13 protein-coding genes are annotated in these 21,526 nt (G+C 41.8%); 6 read left to right on the top strand and 7 right to left on the bottom strand.

Annotated elements, in window-relative coordinates:
* Both AX660_RS08440 and AX660_RS08435 read left to right on the top strand, forming a co-directional pair.
* Positions 1–353, top strand: a 353-nt coding sequence (locus tag AX660_RS08440; protein WP_162266408.1) for a phytanoyl-CoA dioxygenase family protein, incomplete at its 5' end; no start/stop codon positions are given.
* A 66-nt stretch (positions 354–419) separates the two neighbouring features.
* Positions 420–1,526 (top strand): NHL repeat-containing protein, encoded by a 1,107-nt coding sequence (locus AX660_RS08435; protein WP_068375558.1) that lies wholly within the window; start codon positions 420–422, stop codon positions 1,524–1,526.
* A gap of 150 nt (positions 1,527–1,676) precedes the next feature.
* On the opposite strand, the gene AX660_RS08430 is transcribed toward AX660_RS08435, so the two are convergent.
* The 4 genes from AX660_RS08430 to AX660_RS08415 all read right to left on the bottom strand — a co-directional run bounded on the left by AX660_RS08430 (position 1,677) and on the right by AX660_RS08415 (position 8,364).
* On the bottom strand, positions 1,677–2,834 hold the full coding sequence (locus AX660_RS08430) for an ROK family transcriptional regulator (protein ID WP_068375556.1): 1,158 nt from the start codon (positions 2,832–2,834) through the stop codon (positions 1,677–1,679).
* 55 nt (positions 2,835–2,889) lie between these two features.
* Positions 2,890–4,155, bottom strand: a complete 1,266-nt coding sequence (locus AX660_RS08425) for a glycerate kinase type-2 family protein (protein ID WP_068375554.1) — start codon at positions 4,153–4,155, stop codon at positions 2,890–2,892.
* Between the two features lie 15 nt (positions 4,156–4,170).
* Positions 4,171–5,748 carry a sodium:solute symporter gene (locus AX660_RS08420; protein ID WP_068375550.1) on the bottom strand — a complete coding sequence of 526 codons (1,578 nt, stop codon included), beginning with the start codon at positions 5,746–5,748 and terminating at the stop codon, positions 4,171–4,173.
* 168 nt (positions 5,749–5,916) lie between these two features.
* Positions 5,917–8,364, bottom strand: coding sequence for a TonB-dependent receptor plug domain-containing protein (locus tag AX660_RS08415; RefSeq protein ID WP_068375547.1), 2,448 nt, complete (start codon positions 8,362–8,364; stop codon positions 5,917–5,919).
* 202 nt (positions 8,365–8,566) lie between these two features.
* On the opposite strand from AX660_RS08415, the gene AX660_RS08410 reads away from it, so the two are divergent.
* The 3 genes from AX660_RS08410 to AX660_RS08400 are packed head-to-tail and all read left to right on the top strand — an operon-like array spanning position 8,567 to position 12,068.
* Positions 8,567–9,856, top strand: a complete 1,290-nt coding sequence (locus AX660_RS08410) for an MGH1-like glycoside hydrolase domain-containing protein (protein ID WP_068375545.1) — start codon at positions 8,567–8,569, stop codon at positions 9,854–9,856.
* 30 nt (positions 9,857–9,886) lie between these two features.
* Positions 9,887–10,873 (top strand): carbohydrate kinase family protein, encoded by a 987-nt coding sequence (locus tag AX660_RS08405; RefSeq protein ID WP_068375542.1) that lies wholly within the window; start codon positions 9,887–9,889, stop codon positions 10,871–10,873.
* Positions 10,866–12,068 carry an AGE family epimerase/isomerase gene (locus AX660_RS08400; protein ID WP_068375539.1) on the top strand — a complete coding sequence of 401 codons (1,203 nt, stop codon included), beginning with the start codon at positions 10,866–10,868 and terminating at the stop codon, positions 12,066–12,068. The genes AX660_RS08405 and AX660_RS08400 overlap by 8 nt, the downstream gene beginning before the upstream one ends.
* Positions 12,069–12,310: 242 nt before the next feature.
* Here the strand turns inward: AX660_RS08400 and AX660_RS08395 are convergent, their stop codons facing one another.
* From AX660_RS08395 to AX660_RS08385, 3 genes are all read right to left on the bottom strand, one after another.
* Positions 12,311–13,909, bottom strand: coding sequence for an alpha-L-fucosidase (locus AX660_RS08395; RefSeq protein WP_068375537.1), 1,599 nt, complete (start codon positions 13,907–13,909; stop codon positions 12,311–12,313).
* A gap of 30 nt (positions 13,910–13,939) precedes the next feature.
* Complete coding sequence (locus AX660_RS08390) at positions 13,940–16,501, bottom strand: glycoside hydrolase family 2 TIM barrel-domain containing protein (RefSeq protein WP_235594693.1); 2,562 nt, start codon at positions 16,499–16,501, stop codon at positions 13,940–13,942.
* A 119-nt stretch (positions 16,502–16,620) separates the two neighbouring features.
* Complete coding sequence (locus tag AX660_RS08385) at positions 16,621–18,969, bottom strand: alkaline phosphatase D family protein (RefSeq protein ID WP_068376949.1); 2,349 nt, start codon at positions 18,967–18,969, stop codon at positions 16,621–16,623.
* An 877-nt stretch (positions 18,970–19,846) separates the two neighbouring features.
* On the opposite strand from AX660_RS08385, the gene AX660_RS08380 reads away from it, so the two are divergent.
* Positions 19,847–21,520: a diguanylate cyclase gene (locus tag AX660_RS08380; protein ID WP_068375535.1), complete on the top strand. Its 1,674-nt coding sequence runs from the start codon at positions 19,847–19,849 to the stop codon at positions 21,518–21,520.
* Positions 21,521–21,526: the final 6 nt, after the last annotated feature.

Raw genomic sequence — 21,526 nt, 5'->3', positions numbered from 1 at the left:
AAAACGGTTGTTTACAGGTACTTAAAGGTTCACATCACCTTGGCCGTTTAGATCACAATAAAACCGGCGACCAAAAAGGTGCTGCCTTGGAGTTTGTGGAAGAAGCAATGAAATATCACGCCTTAATAAACGTAGAGTTAGAGCCAGGGGACGTCTTATTCTTCCATTGCAATTTGCTTCACAAGTCTAATCAAAATCGTTCCGCCGAACCACGTTGGTCAATGATTTGCGCCTATAACGCTATTAGTAATCAGTCTTTTAGAGAAAACGAAGCTAAATATTTTCCTCTTAACCGAGTTGAGGATGACGCGATTCTTAATTGGACACCTGACTTCAAAACTCAAGTCGCTTAATAGCAATTCAAATTAAAGGGGTAAAACGCAGGTTTTACCCCTTTTTTATTTATAAAGGTAAAAAACATGACTCGCCAAACCGAATTATTCCACCTTGAAAAACCGTCCTTGGTCTTACCCAAATCTAATATTGATCCTCACGGCATGATTGTCGGCGATGGCGATTTTTGTTATCGGGTAGATGCGCACTGGGGCCAATTAGATCCCACTAAAGTGCCTGTTGAAAACTGCCATGGACTCGATATGGACTCGCAAGGTCGCATTATCATGGTCACCGACAATACCAGAAACAACATCATTATCTATAACCAAGATGGCAAACTACTGGAAGCCTTTGGCAGTGAGTTTCCTGGTGGCCATGCCCTTAAAGTGGTACATGAAAACGGCGAAGACTTTTTATATGTGGTGGACAGCGGTTGGGTACTTAATCGCCACTGGGATGGCCATTCTACTGATCAGTGGGACTCCCCTTTTAATCGCGTAGTCGCGCAAGCCGGATTTATTGCCAAGTTAAGCATGAATGGTCGTTTGATTTTTACTATCGGTCACCCACAAACCATAGGCGTTTATCGTCCTGACCAGCCCTTCAGACCCACTGACATCGCCATTGCCCCCAATGGTGACTTGTATGTCACCGACGGTTATGGCTCAGATTATTTGCTGCAATATGATAGTCAGGGGCGCTTTATTCGTCATTGGGGTGGGCATGACAATCAAGATACTAGCCTTAATTTAGTTAACACCCACGGCATTGGTATTGATTTGCGCTTGGACAAGGAGCCTAAACTTATTGTGAGCTCAAGGGGAGAACGCTGTCTTAAGCAGTTTTCGCTCAGTGGTGACTATCTCGGTACTATCTCAGCTGCAGGCGCTTATATTGGTGGCCCAATATTTAAAGGCGAGCATTTTTATGCGCCAGTTTGCTGGTCGCACATAGATGGCAAAAATCAGCATGACTCGGGTTTTATCAGCATCTTTGATGCTAACAACCAAGTGGTAGCCAACTTGGGCGGCACTCAACCCGAATATATTGATGGCGTATTACAAGATATGCATAGCACCTGGGATGTGTTTAATCATTGTCACGGCCTGTGTATCGACAACGACGATAATCTTTATGTTGGCCAATGGAATGCCAAACAAAGTTATCCGATGAAATTAGTTAGAATATAATTCAGATCTACTTTTACAAACCTAAAATCAGTTATGAAACAACACTAACAACGATTATTGACGCCTAATGTGCTGGCACATTTATGTGTGCCACACCTAAGTCGATTGATGATAACGTGTTTAAATACACTCTTGTAAAAGCTTTTTCATCTAAAGACACAACTCCCTTAAGGGTAAACTGGCGGCTCCCACCGCTACTGGGCTGTCGTTTATTTCGGCCACAATGATTTCAGGCAAGGGTCGCTTAGCCCCTCGACGAAATTGCGCGTATACATCAATTCTGGGGATCACTTTTTCAGCAAGCGCTTTGGGTATGTGGCCGCCCAAAATGATTGCTTGGGTATCAAGTAAAGCGGAACAAGACGTCGCCACTAAATCCAAGGAATCTTGTACCTTATAAATCCATTCATCAACACCCGGCCAATTAATATCAAAGTTTTTACTCATGTCATAAATAGAGCCAACCTCGACGTTATTTTTTATCAGTATGCGTTTTAACAAGTCTAAGTTGGGGTGCACATATTGTTTAGGTGGCAACATGTCACCCAGCTCACCCGCATTACCAAAGGTACCGCGAAACATCTCGCCATTGGTGATCAACCCACCACCAAAAGCCGATGAAATAAACAAATAAACAAAGTTTTTATAGTTTCTTCCCACTCCGGCAATACCTTCTCCAGCCGCGGCAGCTGTTGCGTCATTGACAACCCAAGTGGGCAAATCAAAGCGGCTTGACATTATTTTAGCGATGTCGATCTCGGCCCATTCTTCTAAGGCATGGTGAGTATTCATCTTGCCATCCATAGAGCTAAAGAAACCTGAAATACCTACGCCTAAACCAAGGATTTTGTCTGAAGACACATGACAGTTTTGTATAATCTCGGCCACCAGACTTTCACCGTGCTGCAGCACATTTTCAATACTCATATCCGACATTTCATGCAGACGAGAACACATGACCTCGCCCTTAAAATTCATTAAAGTAACAGCAATAGCATCTAATAAAATCGATATACCAAAACTGTAAGCAAAATTAGGATTAGGCTCTAACTCTAAACCGGGTTTACCTCGTGCGCCCACGGGTACTTTATTCGCTTGTTGTAATACACCACCTTCAATCAATGAGTTGACTAAACGAGAAACTGTTTGTTGTGGAATACGGGTCAACTCCACAATACGGCTTTGGGTTATGTCTTTATTCCAAAATACCATTCTAATTATTTCACGTTCAATATCCTGAAATAATTTATTGCCTTTACCTAACTCGAACCCAGCCCGTAAATGATTACTGTTATTTGATGAAAGCATGCTGTTTTATTTTCCTTTTTAATCACGGCTAGGCTAAGGAAAAATTCCTGATAAATCAATCCGCTTCTTGCTCTGGTGGGTTAATCATGATCACCCTAAAGTCATTCATATTGGTTTGGGTAGGACCGGTTACCACCAAAGAATCGATAGACTTAAAAAAGTGGTAACTATCATGTTGACTTAAATAAGTACTTGGATTGATGTCTTTATGTTGGGCTTTTTCCAAGGTCCATTGATCAATATAGGCACCAGCAACATCCTGACTGCCGTCTACCCCATCAGTATCACATGACAATACACTAATTCCTTTCACACCGTTTAAGGCAATGGCCATGGCTAACAGGTATTCCTGATTAGGGCCACCTTCCCCACAGGCATCATTAACCGAAACCGTTAATTCTCCCCCCGAAAACAACAATATTTTTTTACCCTCTAATAGTAAGTTTTTAGCTATTACCGCATGTTGCGCTGCCACCTCTGCGGCTTCGCCTTGCTGTTCGTAATTGAGTACTTGCGTGTGCCAGCCTTGTTGTTTGGCTAATTCAATTGCACTATCAATGGCACTGTGAGCATTAGCAATTACTGAGTACTGACATTTAACTTCTTTCTTGTGTTGTTCAGCTATGTTACGGCTTAAATATTGGACAATCGAAGGCACTGTTGGCCAATGGTATTTTTTGAGAATAGCCAACGCTTGGGCGGGTGTGCTGTGATCAATTACGGTTGGACCAGAAGCAATCAGGCTTGGATCATCACCTACTACATCAGAAATAACATAAGTGTAAAATTCACTTTTTGCGGCAAGGGCTAAGCGGCCGCCTTTAACTTGTGACAACTGCTTACGTACCACATTCATTTCATCAATAGAGGCACCACTTCTTAACAAAAAGCGGTGCAAGGCTAACTTTTCTGCAAAAGAAACGCCTTCTACGGGTAAAGACATCAGCGCTGAACCCCCACCAGAGATTAGAAAAACGATGGGAATATCAGCGGGATTTTGAGCTGCCAGCTGCAATAAGGCTTGACCCGCCGCTAAGCTATTGTCATCGGGCACTGGATGTCCAGCATAAAGCACTTCTATGTTACCCGTGGGCAAATCGGTACCATAGCCATAACGCGTAACAACCTTACCAAAACAGGCATCACCATATTTTTTATATACCGCCGCAGCCATATCAGCCGCTGCTTTGCCGGCCCCGATAACACAAACTCCTTTGCTGGTATCAATGTTGTCTAGATGAATACCCAGACAAACGCTAGGCAGACAAGTAAATACAGCCCGATTAAATAATGACATTAAAAAAGATTGAGCATTTTCCATTTGACTGCACATTTCCTAAACAAAAAGTGAGGGGAGAAGTAGGCAAATCACTATCATAGTGACAAAAGCACCTAGCAAAATAACAACATCGGTTTTAGTTAAAATGGAATCGGCTTTTTCAAGGGTTAGTTCTGCTACAGACTTCTTAATCTCACCACCTAGTAGCAATTTCATCACGTAGGCCACAAATATTGCGCTAACAAAGCCAATGAAATTCCACCAAAACCAAAATATATTTTCCAAAACAAGCCAAACAAATATATTAATGGCGACTCCCATGATTAAACCTAGGTTGATGTGACGCGCGACTAATTTTTTATCTATCACCGCCAATAAAAACACCGCCAATATGGGTCCATAAAACACCGAGCCTACTTTATTAATGGCTTCAATCACGGTTGGTGCAATATCGCCAGCATATAGCGATAAAACCAGAGTAATAACCCCCCATGTTAAGCCTACATATTTAGCCTTTTTTAGGTACTCATGTGGTGCATAAGTTTTATTGGTTAAACGGCAATAGTCCTCAATACTCACGGCAGCCAGGGAGTTGATCGCTGAACTTAAGGACGACATGGCGGCGGCCAGAATTGCCACCACCAAAATACCAATCATGCCATGAGGTAAATAATTCAAAATAAAGATAGGCATCATCCAATCTGGATTTTCTGTTGGGATCTGCTGCATAAAGCTTGAGTCGCTCATTGCCAACGTACCAACGATTAATCCAGAAAAACAATACAACAAAGTGATTGGGAATCGTATGGTGGCATTGGCCAACATCATAAACTTAAGTTCACGCGTATTTTTTGCTGCCAGTGCGCGCTGTGCTTGGGTTTGATCACAACCATAATATGAGGCATACAAAACAAAACCACCAAAAATCATGGGTAATAAACCAAAACCTTCACCATCAAAACCAAAAGAGTCTGGCTTAATCGCTTGCAATCGGCTTGGATCAACTTGACTGACAAAGGCATCAACCCCACCCAAATGATACAAACCAAAACCAATACACGCGACAGTACCGAGTACGATGATAATCATTTGAATGGCATCACCGTAAACCACTGCTTTCATACCCCCTTGTAAGGAATATAAAACAGTAATGACGCCCGTCAGCACTATTGCCTGCCACGCTTCAATGCCCATGGTGCCCTGTAAAATTAAGGACACAGCGTAAATCATGATGCCCGTTGCAAAGGCACGGCTAAATTGAAAGACAAAACTAATTAAAATACGCGTAGAACGACCAAAACGCTGTTCTAGGTAATCATAGATACTGATAAAACCGGTGCGATAAAGGGCAGGCAAAATGGTGCTCAAGATGAGCAACATGGCCAAGGGCACGCCCAATTCATAGGATAGCCAGTGTAAGCCACCGCCTTCTCGTAAGCCCACAAAAGCAGGCGCTGACACAAAACTAATAGCAGAAAGTTGGGTCGCCATAACCGACAAGGTCAAAGCCTTCCACCCTAAGTTTCTGCCGCCAAGAAAATAATCATTTTTGGTTGTTTGCTGCCTAAAGCTAAATCCCATGGCGACTAACAAAACCAAATAAATAACAACTATGCTGTAATCAAAAATATTCATCAGTGTGTGATCACTCAATGGTAGCTAAACAGTCTGTTTTAAAATGTACCCACCTATTATGGGTACCGCCTAATTATTGAATACTTGCTCACGACGTCCTATATAAAAATACAAGAATGAAACCACCCTTATATTTTTATATTTAATCAGTCAATCAGCATTGCCATTCTAGAAGTCGTATCTTGCTGTAAGACTTATTCTTCGAGGTAATACAGGACGACCAACAAAATACTCAGCACCAGATACTTGGCTATTTGCTTGACGCGGAGAACCTTCAGTAATGCCTTCGTTATTAAACACATTCCAAACACCTAAACCTACGCGGATGGTTTGATTGTTGGCGAGCTCCCATGTATATCCTGCACTTAAGGTAGCGATACTGTGGCTATCTAACTCAACTGTATTAGCATCATTGGCGTAAGCATCACCAAAGTAGCTAACACCTAAGCGAGCGTCAACAAAGCCATTATCATAGCTAAGTGCGACGTTTCCAGTAAATTCAGGTTGTCTGCTAGGCTGATTGCCTTTGCTGTTACCCGCACTGAACTCAGCGTCTTGATAGGTAACGTTGCCTTCTAATACAACTTCATCAGAAACATTCCAACGGGTAATTACTTCTGCCCCAACGGTTTCAGTAGATTGTTCTTTCACTACCTCGATCAAACCACCTGAGCCATCATTTTCAAAATCCACTGTGCGCCTGTTGTCTAAGTTGGCCATAAATAACGACGCATCTATGTAGATTCCTCTAGGAAAGTATTTTAAACCAATAGCGCCTAGAGTAATGTCTTCGCCTTCATAACTTTGCGGCTCACCATTAGCGTTAAACCTAATACTTCTGATCTGTGGGAAGAAATAGCCTTTTGATGCGTTGGCGTAAAAGTTTAAATCCTGATTATCCATTTTATATAATGCTGCAGCAGAGAAAGCCGATTCCGTAGTGGCGACTTCACCATAGGTATAGCGACCACTACCTGTGGTATTAACTTGTAAGTTAGCTGCTAAAGTAGGGTCATCTGAAATAGTTACTACTTCACTACCTTCTGATTTAGAGGTACCTTCAGCTCGCTCGATACGCATACCTAAGTCAAAGGTCCAGCGTTCGTTTTCAAATTGATCCGTAATATAAAAAGCCATACGGTTACTAGTCAGTTTATTGTTGGTGTAGCTAATACCCGGTCCCACCACACCATTACGTGAATATTGCACCACATTACCAACGGTATCAGTAAAAGATAAATCCACTAAACGCGCATTTTTACCATTACTAAAATCCGCTAGATAACTGGAAATAATATTGAAATCCATTTGTTGGGAATGAATGAAGAAGGTGCCAATATTAATAGTATGGTCAAAATTTCCGCCATCTATTGCGCCGGTTAAGTTAAATTCGGTACTGAAAAAATCACCATCACGTTGACGGTCTAATAAACGATTGCCAAATAACAAATAATCATCAGGCACTGCACTACCGGTTTCAGACCATGTATAATTTGCAGTACCCAAGCTAGATAATAATTCACCGTTAACCAATCTATTTGAGTTACTCACATAGTCATTTAAGGTTTCCGGTGTATTAGCAATACCGTCTCCATCTAAAAAGAGATTAAACTGATGAGCATAGTCAGCGGCTTTTGCTTTTGCGTTAATCCGCCAGGTATCTGACAGTTCTTTTTCAAAATCAACGCCAAAAGAGCCACCTTCAACTGATACACCATCCCGTATAGGCGACTCATAAGTGCCATTCGCTGTGGGGTAACTCAACTCAGTAGCTGCTACCGTTTGGGCAACATAAACCGTTGAACCATCATTCCCTGTTAAACGATCACGACTGCCCCCCTCCAAAGGTAAGGGTAAGAAAAACTGCACTTTGTCATTGATTAATTGACCATGGAATGTGATTTGTCCATCGTCAAACTCTTTGCGTAGATTCCCTCTGAGTTGATAACCTTTAGTCGGCAACCCCGTATCTAAAGGACCTTCGTCATATCGATAGAATCCAGAAATCGCATAATAGAGGCCATCAGTGGTAGACAAGGCACCACTGTTAAAAAAGTCAGTTCTCAAACGACCATCTTCGGCAATTTCTACTTGAATGGTGCTTTCAGGATCATCTCCACCTTTACGTGAAATATAGTTAATGATACCTGCCACTGAACCTGGGCCAAATAAATTAGATACACCGCCACTGACGTACTCAACTCTTTCAATGCCGATATCCGGGCGGAAGTAAATATCTTGTGCCGATGACGTCATGCCAGATTGAAAAGCTGGCATGCCATCGTAATTTAGCGGAGTAAACTGAAATTGACCGCCAGAGGGCAAACCTCTAACAAAAGCATTGGTTGCGACTTCACCTCCACCACCTTCTACCTTAATACCTGGTACGCTCATGAGTATGTCCGCTTGACTCATAAAACCAGACTTCGCAATTTCTTCTTGGCTAATTAGGGTGGTTTTTGCCGGCGTACCTGCTTCAGTACGAGCAACGCTGGATCCCGTCACAATAATCTGTTCAACATCCTGTTCTTTTTCTGTTGCTTGTTTTTGTTCTTGCGCAAACAGCGGCAGGGCAAAAAGCATTGAAACGGCGCATGCAATTGGGGGCATTTTCATAGTGTTTCTCCGGTTATGTGTACCTACGCAATACAAATAATATTGTGAATAAATAAATGTATTGTTGTTTATTTGTAAACAGTAAAGCACAGCAAATAACATCTTTCAACTCATTTTGGGTTTAAATTTAAACTTTATGCTTGTTAAATGATTAATATAAACTCATAATGGGTTTAAACGCATCATTTGAAAAGGTAAAACAATGTCTAATATTGCACAGCAGATATCAGGTGTTGCTGCTCACATAGAGCAAGCAAAATTAATTTTGAAAAAAAATGATCTTGGTGGTTACACCGTGCCCACCCATGGTTTATACCCATTTCAATGGAACTGGGATTCCGCTATTACTGCATTAGGTTGGATGATGTTTGATGAAGCGCGGGCATGGAAAGAAATAGAGTTGTTGCTTTCTGGACAGTGGGACAACGGCATGATCCCTCATGTACTTTTCCACAAAGATTCAGATACCTACTTTCCTGGTCCAGACGTATGGGGTTCTCATCTAAAACTTAAAAGTACCTCTATCTCCCAACCGCCTGTTTTGGCAAGTGCCATTAAAATTATGGTTGAACAATGCCAAGATAAAGATTTACTCAAACAAAATTTAGCCCAGTTCTTACCTAAGTTAATTGAATATCATTTATGGTGGTATAGGGAGCGAGATCCTGAAAATACCGGTTTGGTGGTCAGTTATCATCCTTGGGAATCAGGTATGGACAATAGCCCTGCTTGGGATGATGCATTGGCAGCGGTCCCTGCTGTAACTTGGGAATATCAACGCCGAGATCTTAATCACATTGATTCATCACAAAGGCCTAAGAAAAAAGAATATGACCGCTATCTATATTTAGTGGAATTTTTCAAAAACAATCAGTTTGATAGTGAGAAAATTTACGCTAATTGCCCCTATAAAGTTAACGATATTGGCATTATTTCCATTTTGCATAAAGCCACCAAGGACCTTCTGAGTGTATGTGCTTCAGTTAATCTGCAAGATGACGCGCTTGACATACTTGAGCAAAAAGTAAAATTAACTGAATCAGCAATAAACCAACTTTGGTGTGAAAATGACCAGTTTTTTTACAACCGTGATGTAATTACTAAGCAACTGTGTCGAGTAAAAACTAACGGCTCATTGTTAACCTTGTTTGCTGAATTAGCCGACCAAAAACAAGCTATAGCGTTAAAAGACTTGAGCACATCTTGGCTTAGCGCGTCCGCTTATGCCGTATCCTCGACTCATCCAGATAGTGAGCTCTACGAGCCACAAAGATACTGGCGCGGTCCAGTTTGGTTACATATTAACTGGATGATAGCCCTTGGACTTGAGGCCTATAACTACCCTCAACTATCGGAGAAAATCAAAAATTCATCCTTAGCGCTGATTAATAAGTCTGGCTACTTTGAATATTTCAACGCAGACACTGGTGAAGGCTGTGGTGGTGGTGACTTTTCATGGACAGCTGCTATCGCCCTGTATTGGTTGTTATAAGACACTCTTCAAGCTTAGGAGCCCAATGATATGCAAAAAGTAATTTGTTTTGGTGAGGCACTCATTGACTTGTTATCTGACAAAACGGCTGGTGATACTCAAGGCCACGAACGATTCACTAAATTTGCAGGGGGGGCACCGGCTAATGTCAGTGTTGCCTTAGCCAAATTAGGTGGCAATGCCTATTTTGCCGGTATGTTAGGTCAAGATATGTTCGGCCAGTTTTTAAGCAAAGAGTTGGCTGAACAAGGGGTAAAAACTGACTACGTGCAATTTACCAAGCAAGCTAAAACCGCATTGGCGTTTGTTTCGTTAGATCAACACGGTGAACGTACCTTCGAATTTTACCGACCACCTGCCGCCGATCTGTGTTTTACCGTAGATCATTTCAACATAAGGTGGTTTGATGAACCGGGTATCTTTCATTTTTGTTCCAATAGCCTTACCGAAACAGGCATATATCAGGCCACCGAAAAAGGCATTCAATTAGCTAAAAAACAGGACTGGTTGATCAGTTTTGACGTCAACCTAAGAACTAACTTGTGGCAGCCAGATGCATCTCCACGGGATATGATTTTAGGCTTAATACACCATGCTGATGTGGTAAAATTTGCCCTTGAAGAATTGTTGTTTTTAGCTAAGGACATTAAACCACAGCAATTTATTCAGCAATTACTCAATAATGGCTGTCAATTAGTCCTGCTAACTAACGGTGCCGAACCTTTATGTTGGTACACCGCATCAAGCTCCGGAACCATCACTCCGCCCGCAATAGTAATGTGTGATGCCACAGCTGCAGGTGATGCTTTTATGGGCGGTGTATTGTTTCAACTAAGTCAAAAAAACATCATTAGCAATGATTTTACAACATGGTTAAGCAACACATTAAAACTTGAATCAGCCCTCAACTTTGCCAGTCAATGTGGCGCCTATGCCGCCGCTCATCGAGGGGCTTTTCCCTCATTACCAAACCAAGACACATTACAAGATTTTTTTAAGGGGGGAGCCCGTGAGTAAACCAAAGTTTCGCAGCCGTGAGTTTTTATTGAATCACATTCAAGATACCCTCAATTTTTATGAGCCAAGGGTCGATGATATTGAGGGTGGTTTTTATCAAAATTTTTTGGATAACGGTGAGATCTACGATAAAAATACACGCCATTTAGTGAGCTCGACCCGATTTGTCTTTAACTATGCTCGAGCCTACCTGCAATTTGAACAGCAGATTGACTTAGACAGAGTTAAGTCAGGTATAAAGTTCATCCGTGAGAAACATCTTAATCAGCAAACTGGTGGCTACTATTGGTTACTTGACGTAGATGGCAATAAAGTAGAAGTAAAAGATGACAGCAATCACTGTTATGGTTTGGCTTTTGTCATGTTGGCTTATAGCTGGGCTTATCGAGCTGGTTTAGCTGAGGCCAAAGCCTACTTGCAGGAAACATGGAAAGTAATGGAGACCCACTTTTGGGATCCTGCCGCAGGCTTGTATAAAGATGAAGCCAACCATGATTTTAGTCATATTAGTCCTTACCGTGGCCAAAATGCCAACATGCATAGCTGTGAAGCCTTAATAGCGGCATATCAAGCAACTAAAGAGCCCCACTATTTAAACAGAGCATTTTTACTGGCTAACAATATAGTGAATCGCCAAGCGAGCTTGAGCAATGGATTAATTTGGGAGCACTATGCTGAAAACTGGCAAATCGATTGGCAATACAATAAAAATGACCCTAAAAACTTATTTAGACCCTGGGGTTTTCAGCCTGGACATCATACCGAGTGGTCAAAATTGCTGTTATTACTCAATCGCCTAAGACCAGAAACTTGGTTAGTTGAGCGTGCTGTAGCGCTATTTAATGATGTCATCGACGTGGCATGGGACAAAGAATATGGCGGCTTAAACTACGGTTTTGCTCCAGACTTCAGTATCTGTGACGATGACAAATATTTTTGGGTACAAGCTGAATCTTTTGCCTGTGCGGCTTTATTAGCCGAGGCCACGGGTGACGAGCAATACTGGCAGTGGTATGACAAAATTTGGGCTTATTCATGGCAACATATGGTTGACCATCAATACGGTGCTTGGTTTAGAATTTTAACTCGGGACAATCAAAAAATAGAAAAGACCAAAAGCCCTATTGGCAAAACCGATTACCACACTATGGGTGCCTGTTATGATGTACTCAGTGTCATTAAAACAGTCTATTAATCTATTATTGATAAGCGTTAACTCATCGACCAAGAGGGGTTAACGCTCGTTTTATTCAAGACGTAGCAAAGAAGACTATTGATATAAACAGCACCTTCTTAAGCTAAAGAATACAAATCAGTGACTTAGGGTTTCATTTGTTTATATCTAAGCTAATAGTTTGTGGCACCATACCTCTTCCCCTTACCACAACAGTCCCTCTGCCCGTCACATAAAGGCTAATAGTCACGCCTTTGTTTATACTATTCAATTTTAATGACTTGAGCATAGTTAGACGGTGAAACTAATGGCAAAAGTATGTTTAATCCATTCTCGCCTTGAGTAAAGGCAATATCTTCACTGGAACCTAACAGAGTTACCTTTGTGATTTTTTCTGGATGATTCACTTTATTAACACTATTAATAGTCAGCGTGTTGGTATTTTCTGGCCACGCCATCAAAATAGCGTAAAGGATTTCAGCATTTTTGGTAAATCGAATATCGCTGCTGTTAAAGTCTTTGCGGTGTTTTTCACCATGGTTTGAATTTGTTCCGTCTATGACTTCAGTGGAGCCCTCACCAAAGGTGATCCAGGGCCTTGTATCATATATTGCCTCGCCGTTTAACGACAACCAAGCGCCTATTTCCGTTAACAAATCAATTTCAGCTTGAGGAATGGTGCCGTCAGACTTTGGGCCTATATTCAGTAACATAGAGCCATTTTTACTGACAATGTCTATTAAGTCATCAATCAAGGAATTTGAGTCTCGGTAGGTATGGTTAGTCACATAACCCCAAGAGGTTAGCGAAACTGAGGTGTCGGTTTGCCAAAAATGCGCGTAGGTATCAGACATTTGACCGCGTTCAATATCTAGTACCGCACTGCCTGGTTTAAAGGAACGAAAGTCGCCTAAGTCTTTGTAGTTTAAGGCTGGCATCCGGTCTTTGTTAAGGCCCTTGTTATAATAATAGCTGGTGAAAGTTCTAACATGCTCATGAAAAGCTTCAGATGCCATCCACCAATCAAACCAAATAAGGTCAGGTTGGTATTTATCAACAATTTCCACGGTACGTAGCAACCAATCATCCATGAATTCTTTACTCGGTGGCGTAAGACCCGACTCTGAGCTTTCACGATTTACCGCTGGTCCATAAAAATCGCGATATTCTTCATTTTGCACGTCGGATGGAAACTCCCGCCCACCAGCAAAAAACCACCAGTTTTCAGCGCGATGACTCGATACACCAAAGTAGATCCCAGCTTTTTCTGCGGCGGTTTTAAGTTCAGCGATGACATCCCGTTTAGGACCCATTTCTACTGAGTCCCAGCGTGAGTAAGAGTTGTCATAAAGTGAAAAACCGTCATGGTGTTCAGCTACAGGCACAATGTATTTTGCGCCTGAATTTTTAACTACTTTGAGCCATTCATCAGCGTTAAACTTTTCGGCCTTAAACTGCGGGACAAAATCTTTGTAGCCAAAAGCCTCTTGCTCCCCAAAGTTTTCCTTATGATAAGTAAACTCTTCAGAGTTTGGTAAATACATGTTACGTGGATACCATTCACCGTTGTGCGCGGGCACGGAATACACGCCCCAATGAATAAAAATCCCAAATTTTGCATCTTGATACCAAGCGGGAATTTGGTATGCGGTAAACGACTCCCAAGTGGGTGTGAACGGCCCTGAATTAGCAACTTGGACAATTTGTTGCAGCTTTTCATTCCGCTGCGCTCCAGTTTTGTAGCGCTCGGGCGCCACGCTAGTTTGACTTGCTACTTGGCTAGATCTTTCTGAGCAGGACGTTAAACCTGCAATGCCTACTAATATTATGAGGAAGATGCGTGTTTTTTGATTCGCTGTCATTATGCTAAACGCCTATTAAATTCAAACGACTTAAGTTCTATTAAGTGTGAATGTTAGAACCTGCTCTGCAAATCCATCGGCGCTAACAATTACTTTGACAAGGCCGGAACCATGTAACTCGCTTTGTATTATTGCCAACGCCCGCCCTTTAGCACTGACTAAGCTATTTGATTGAAAATCTTGAATATTATCGCTGGCACCGTTATCAACGCCGAGTAAACGTGCTGCACCTTGTACCTCAAAGCTTAGCTTTACATTTTCGGTCATCACTGGCGTTCCTTGCGAGTCTTGAAGTTGCACAACGATGTGTGCCACATCATAACCATCAGCAAGCAGGTCGATGTTGTCGGTGCTAACGTGCAGGGACACGGCCTTACCCGCAGTGCTTAGGCTTGTAGTTTGTTCTTGATTTTTAAAACCAGCACGAGCGAGTAACTCACCTTCTTCATAAGGCACTACCCAACGAAGTAAACGATCAGGGCTTTCAGACATACTTCTAAAACCCAATGAGCGCCCGTTTAACATCAACTCAACCATGGCATGATTACTAGCGACTTCAACTAATACCAAGTCGCCTTGTTGGTAATTCCAGTGCCTATTTGAGTCTCTCCACCAATACGCCCTAGCACTGTCAGAAACCGCTAAGCCCGTTTTTACATCCAGTGCAAAGCCAGATTCACTTAAAGGAAGCGTACCTAAGGAAAGGTGTGGCTCATTCACCCACACGCTTTTGTAGTAATTATGCCCCTGCATAGGAAAGCCAGCTAAATCAAGAATATCGCCCCAACCACTTTTGTGTGGCCACTTTTTATGCATCTCTCCCATATAATCTATTCCCGTCCACATAAACTGGCTGAATATTTCTGGGTATTGATATACATACAATAAGTCATCCCACGTACCTGGGTTTTCGTTGATCGTAATATGCTTATCAGGAAAGTTTTGCAATGCCCAGGTTAAGGAAACGTTACGGTAACTAAATCCTGCTATGTCCACAGCATCAGCATATCCGCTGACTAAACTAACCTGAGGAATAATCATGTTGGTGGTAATTGGCCTAGTTGGATCAAGTTCCCGCGTCCAGTTACTCAATTTTTTTGCAGTTTGGGCCAAAACAAACTCTTTTTTGGGTGTGTCGTTATATCGCTGCCTTAGCTCTTCAACCGTAAATTTAGGTGCACCGCCCCAAAAATTGTCAGAAATATCGTCGTTAGTTGTATCCCAAAAGCCCGTAACTTCGCGGTAATTTAAATAAGTCCATTCTATTTCATTACCTAAACTCCACTGCACAACACTGGGGTGATTGCGGTCGCGCAGCATGGTGCGAGTTAAATCACTTTTTGCCCACTGCTGAAAATGTTCAGTGTAGCCACGACTAATATAATCATTGTGGCGTTCGTGTTTATTCAAACGTTTATCTTTTGGATAATCAAACTCATCAAAAAACTCGTTTTGCACCAAAAAACCCATTTCGTCACACAAGGTTAAAAACTCTGCAGAAAACGGATTATGAGCAGTACGTATTGCATTTACCCCGGCGTCTTTAAGCTTTTGCAGTCTACGTTTCCAAACTCCTTTGGGCACAGCCGCCCCCACCAGACCACCATCGTGATGCAAACTTACGCCTTGCATCTGGGTGGCTTTGCCATTTAAGAAAAAGCCCTGATTATTTATAAATTCAATGTGGCGTATACCAAAAGGACTTTCGTAGGTATCGATAATTTTATTGCTGCGCGCAATTGTGGTTAGAGCTTTATACAAATTTGGGGTATGGGTATCCCAAAGTTTTGGATTGGCGACCGCCAACGTTTGGGTGAATGTGAGTTCGTTAGATGAATTTATAGAAAGTGCTTGTGAGCTTTGTGCGACCTTTTTTCCTTCGTTATCAACAATAACGGTACTCAACTGAAAATCACTCGCTTCGGTGCTGTCGTTGATAACCTTTACTGCGATATTAACTGTTGCTTCATTTTTTGATATTTCAGGTGTGGTAACAAAGGTCCCCCAAATTGGTATGTGTAACTTATCAACCATAATTAATTTAACATTGCGGTATATTCCACTGCCCGTATACCAACGACTATCAACATAACGTGAATGGTCAACATGTACGGTCAAAACGTTATCAGTGCCATCCGTTTTGAGTTTGTCTGTTAGCTCAAAATAAACGGGGGAATAGCCATAAGGATTAATGCCTAATTGCTGGCCATTTAACCAAAACGTGGCATTGTTATACACGCCATCAAATAAAACAAAAACCGATTTTTCTATTGGATTGGCAGGCGTTTTAAAATGTTTTTGATAGACCCCTACGCCACCTGGCAAATATCCCGTCGCGCCTTCCAGTGCCTCGTCAAATGAGGCTTCGACACTCCAGTCATGGGGTAAACGCACATCTCGCCACTTCGTGTCTACAAGTGGTAATTGACTTGGCAACGTTGTGTCACTTAATAAAGTGAATTTCCAATCAAAATTGAAATCCTGCTCACGATTGCTGGTTTGAGCGTTAGTTGGCCCATTAGTTTGGGCAACAGCAACACAAGAATAGATGGCCGTAAAAAGCATTAAGCCTAAAAATTTAAAAACACGCAAAATACTACTCCTGTAAAGATTTTCCACTTATTAATCACTAGCTAGTAAAGCTGTTGCACAAAGCGGAATTTGTGCAACAGAAATAGTAACTATGGTAAGATTCGATGAGGTTTCACACCTTAACCCAAGATATTAGCCCCAGCATTTTCGTCTTTATGGATCACTACAGGCCAGCCGGGGAATTGATTGCTTGCCCCATTTTCCGTGACATCCACCAAAAATCGAAATGCTTGCATATTGTAAGTCAGCGCTGCGCTATCAAATGTGATAAAACCAAAACCACTGCCTTTTTCGTGGGCCATGATGTAACGATTATCTGACTTACCTACCTCAGGATTAGCCACCGCATAGACGTAGATTTTGTTGCCAAAACTATCCAGATATTCACCCGTTTGTGACAAACCATGTGATGGACGATTCTTCATTGCCAGATTCAGATCATCAGGTCGCCACCACCGTGGCCAACCTGCAGCAATAGCTGGGGTGCAAAAGGCCCAATTGCTGTCGCGCTGAGTATGTACCCCATATTGTGACAGTGTGCCTAAATGGGTATCTCCGCAAATATGCAGGGCTTTTGATGCTCGCATGATATCAATGGCACGGTTTCTTGCTGTTGCAGGCCAACCACTGCTGTCAAAGTCGTATTTCAAATATCTGTCTGGTAAGGGTTGGTGGGTAGAAATGCCCGCAAACACGGTTTGACTCAATACGGCTTTTAACTCATGGCCACGCCAATCCTGTCCCCATGTTTGTAAAAAGGCCTCTTGGCGTTTGCCCAATAACTGCAAATCCTCGCGATCATAAGCTGGATTAATAATGTGTGGATCTTCGCCCTGACCGGTTTCACCCACTTTTATATTGAGTTGCTGGGGCCCGCTTTTCCATTGGCGATCAGCCAAAATAGCAAAACCCACATTGCCATAAAGCAAGGTAGTGTAATACGAACTCAGACCGGTTGAGGTTGGCATGGGATCAAAAGGTTCAGGTAAATGAGCAGTGTGAGTTAGATGCACAGTATTTAACATACGAATGGGTTGAATATAGCCCCCCGCTGCGTCACTACGATCAGGATTAACAGGATCGACGGCCATAGGCTCACCCGCCTCGCCCCACAGATTGCCTTGCATCACGTCATGATCATCGGGCAAACACACAGTAGGCGAGTTACGCATTGATTCACGAAAGGCCCAACCAAATTGATAATATTTACGTAAATAGTTAAGAATAGCTGGCGCTACTGGAGCACGAATATAACCAAAACCACCGTGGTTTTCGTAAATTTGATCCCCTGAAAATAAAATTAAATCAGGATCTAATTTCACCACATTGTCAGCGACGGGCGCATAAGGAAAGGCATAGTCATTTTGACAGGTTAAGGCCGCCATGCGTAATTTTTTACCTACCGGATTAGCTTTAATAAGGCCACTATATACATCAGTAAGCACACTGCCATCACGGCGCTTTTCAGCATAAACCACTCGATAAGACTTGGCTTTTTTCTCATCCCAGTTAGTAATACGAAAGGTTGCCACCCAAGCATCCCTATCTAATGTAGCAGTAGCCAATGTTTGCCATATGCCTGCGTCTTGAACTTGCAACTCTAGCTCGTGGTTGTCATTAACGCCCAAGGGACCAGTTAAGGCACTGAGTTTTAAAACAAAACCTTCCTCTGACAGGGTGTCGTTAAGGGTGTACATGGTCCATAAAATGGGGCCAAACTTTTGTTCTGGTTTAGCATTAAAGGCTTCGCCACTTAGCGCCCACAGGGAAAAGCGGTAACGGGTGCCATTTTCGAGGGCTTGTGACTCAGATGAGTCAGTGAAATTGCTGATCACACTTACGTTACCTTCTAACTTAGTGAAGGCAACGAGATCTTCAAGTTGAGCCAATATCTGCCCAGTACTGATAAGTTTCGCTTGCAGTACTAATTGCATCACGCCTAATCTGGGTTCGCCCTGCAAACTTAATTCAACTTCATCTAAACCCAGCATTTGCGACAAGTCGGTATTTTGCGTGCCAAGTATTAACTGGTTTTTTATAATGCCGGCCGCATAGCCCTTTTGCTCAAAACAGTTACTACGATATTCGTTAATATCACTACGCAAACCTAATTGCAGGCCAGCACCACCATCACTAGCACCAAGGTTTAACCTTTTTATTCCGACAGCAATACTAAAATTTTTAGCTTGGGTGAGCTGATGCGTTAACGAATGAATACTGCGCCGCCCACCTGTACTCAAGCATTCGGCGCCACCATCCACAATATGCCAATCCTCCATGGGATTAGCCCAGTATTCGCCACCGATCCATACGCGATCGTGAGTATTGCTCCAGCTATCCACAATCTTTTGCTTTAAAACACCAACATTTTTTTGTGGTGTAGCTACAGACGCACAACCTAGGGTGCTGGCAGCCAAACCTGCTGCTGCAATTTTAAGAGCATCACGACGGGTAATTTGTTCTTTCATCATTTATTTCTATGCCTTTCTCTACCTTGCTTTTTGTTAAAGATGAGTAACATTGGGCTGTGATCCAATATTCACTTTTTAACACAATGCTCAATACACTAAAGATAAGCAGCTAATATATGCCAATTGCATATTGTTAACAATTAAAAATATTGTTTACAAAAACAGATCATGTAATGAATACCTCGCAATATACGTTACGTGATAAAAAATAGTGGTCATTTTGGAAACATTTTACTTGTGCCACTTTTGTGACCAAATAAAGGGTAAATAATATTGGATATAGTTCTATTCATTAAAACTGTAATAGAAAAACAATAGCGAAAGCCTTTTAAAATAAGGCTTTTGAGCAAACTAGGAGGATTTATCAGACTATATAATACACTGACGATACCACCTTGACATGGTAGGGGTCGGTGGTTCGAGTCCACTCGGTTGTACCAAAACGTATGATTAAACAAAGCCTTAATACTCTGCTAAAAATCTTAAAATCCCAAAAATCTTGCCATGTACCGCCTGTTCGGCAACTCTTTTTTAATGTGAATACCATAAAACGATCAAACAACTTAATAATGTACATTGCATTCATGCCCTTCAAAACAACATGTTTAATCTAGTTTCTCGTAAACATTAACAACTCTAAGGTTAATTCAGTCACAAATTTCAGCGTAATCATTAATTTAAGTTCCTGCAAAATCAGTTTTAACCATTTTCAAGTTTCACTATTCCGTGCATTCTTGTACCTTATAGCGATTCCACACAAAAGCAGTGCCTTCAGGATAGAAGCAGCGGTTTGAGACCAAAATCTGAACCACTATTTGTATGCTGACAATAAAACGAATAACAATAAGTCAGTGGAATACCGAGAGGTAAAAGAGTGTCATCAACATTAGAACAAAAGTTAAACGAATTTCGCGATGTGTTCAGTCGAGAGTTTGACTCTACATTAGCCGATCTAAATGAGCTTTGGGAAAACCTTAAAAGCTCAGGTGATTTAGTCCACTTAAAAACATTTCGTTTTGAAATCCATAGTTTAAAGGGTTCAAGTAGCACCTTAAATTTTTTAAAGTTAAGTGCATTGCTAGAAAAAATTGAACAACATCTTGTGGATAATGAGGCAAATTTAGCAGCGCTCAACAGCATCAATAGCCACATTGATAGTTTGATGGCGGAGTTAAGCCGTGGTGCCCAGCTTAGTCCCTGTCCTTTACTGGAAATAATCAATTTTGCGAAGCAAAGTAGTCAAGTTTCAGTACAAAAACTTAAACCTTCGGCCAATGACATTAGTTTAAAATCCCATCGAGATATTTCTATTGCCATCGTCGATAGCGATGAGGGCGCAGGTACATTGCTAAGTAGACTGTTAACAACATTTGGTTTTGAGTGCAGCCACTTTTGCTCACTCAATCAGTTAACGGATGTCCTTGAAAAACAAAGTTTTAGTATTGCGATACTCGATTTACCTGCCTGCGAAGATGCATCAACGGAATTATTTAGTTTTGCCAAAACACTGCAACAACAAGCCATCGATGTTTTTATTATTTCATCCCTTGATACCTTTGATGCACGTTTATTAGCCATTAGGGCTAACGTTAGCGACTACCTGCTAAAGCCTGTGAATGTTACTAATCTAGTAACTAAAATTCGTAAAAACTTCAAAATTGATTTGGTTCGACCTTACCGTATTTTATTGTTGGATGATCAATTGGTGGTGGGTAGGTTTTATAAAACCTTGCTTGAAACTCAAGGTATAGAGGTGGTGGCTTTAACCTCTGCCGACCAAATTATGGCGGCTTTAGAATCATTTCCACCTGACATATTTTTACTTGATATGCACATGCCTGACGTTAATGGCTTAGAAGTGGCTAAGCTCATTCGGCAACAATCTAAATACGACTATGTGCCCATCGTATTTTTAACCGATGATAATGACATCAATACCAAGTTACTCGCCTTAGAATGTGGTGCTGACGATGTTATTCCCAAACAAACACCACCTGATTTGATCCTGCAGCAAATAGACAGCCGTATTCAACGTAGTCAACAAGTCAGATACCTTGCTTCGAGAGACAGTTTAACGGGGGTGCTCAACCACGGCCAAATCATGGACGCCGCGGCGCATGCTTTACGACTGGCAACCCGACATATCAAACCTGTGGTTTTGGTAATGATAGATCTCGATTATTTCAAACAAGTAAATGACAGTTATGGCCACATGGGTGGTGATAAAGTACTGGTATCCCTTGGCCAATTATTATTGCAATCGGTACGTGAGACCGACTTTGTTGGCCGTTATGGCGGAGAGGAGTTTATGGTGGTATTTAGTGATGCCGATTGCGAGGTAATTGAACACAAAATGCAAAGTATTTTAACTGCATTTAGACATATCGATTTCAACGTAAACGATAAACAATTTAACTGTACTTTTAGCGTCGGACTCGCCAGTTCTGAAAACTACGACAAACTCAGTGAACTGATCGCCGCAGCAGATGCTGCTTTATATCAAGCCAAGGCCGCGGGCAGAAATCAAATTTGTGTCGATACACCATAAAACTTT

Origin of the sequence: Paraglaciecola hydrolytica, from assembly GCF_001565895.1 — a bacterium.
GTDB classification, from domain to species: domain Bacteria; phylum Pseudomonadota; class Gammaproteobacteria; order Enterobacterales; family Alteromonadaceae; genus Paraglaciecola; species Paraglaciecola hydrolytica.
Note: the sequence above shows the minus strand (reverse complement) of the source record. Positions and strands in the feature narration are given on the sequence as shown.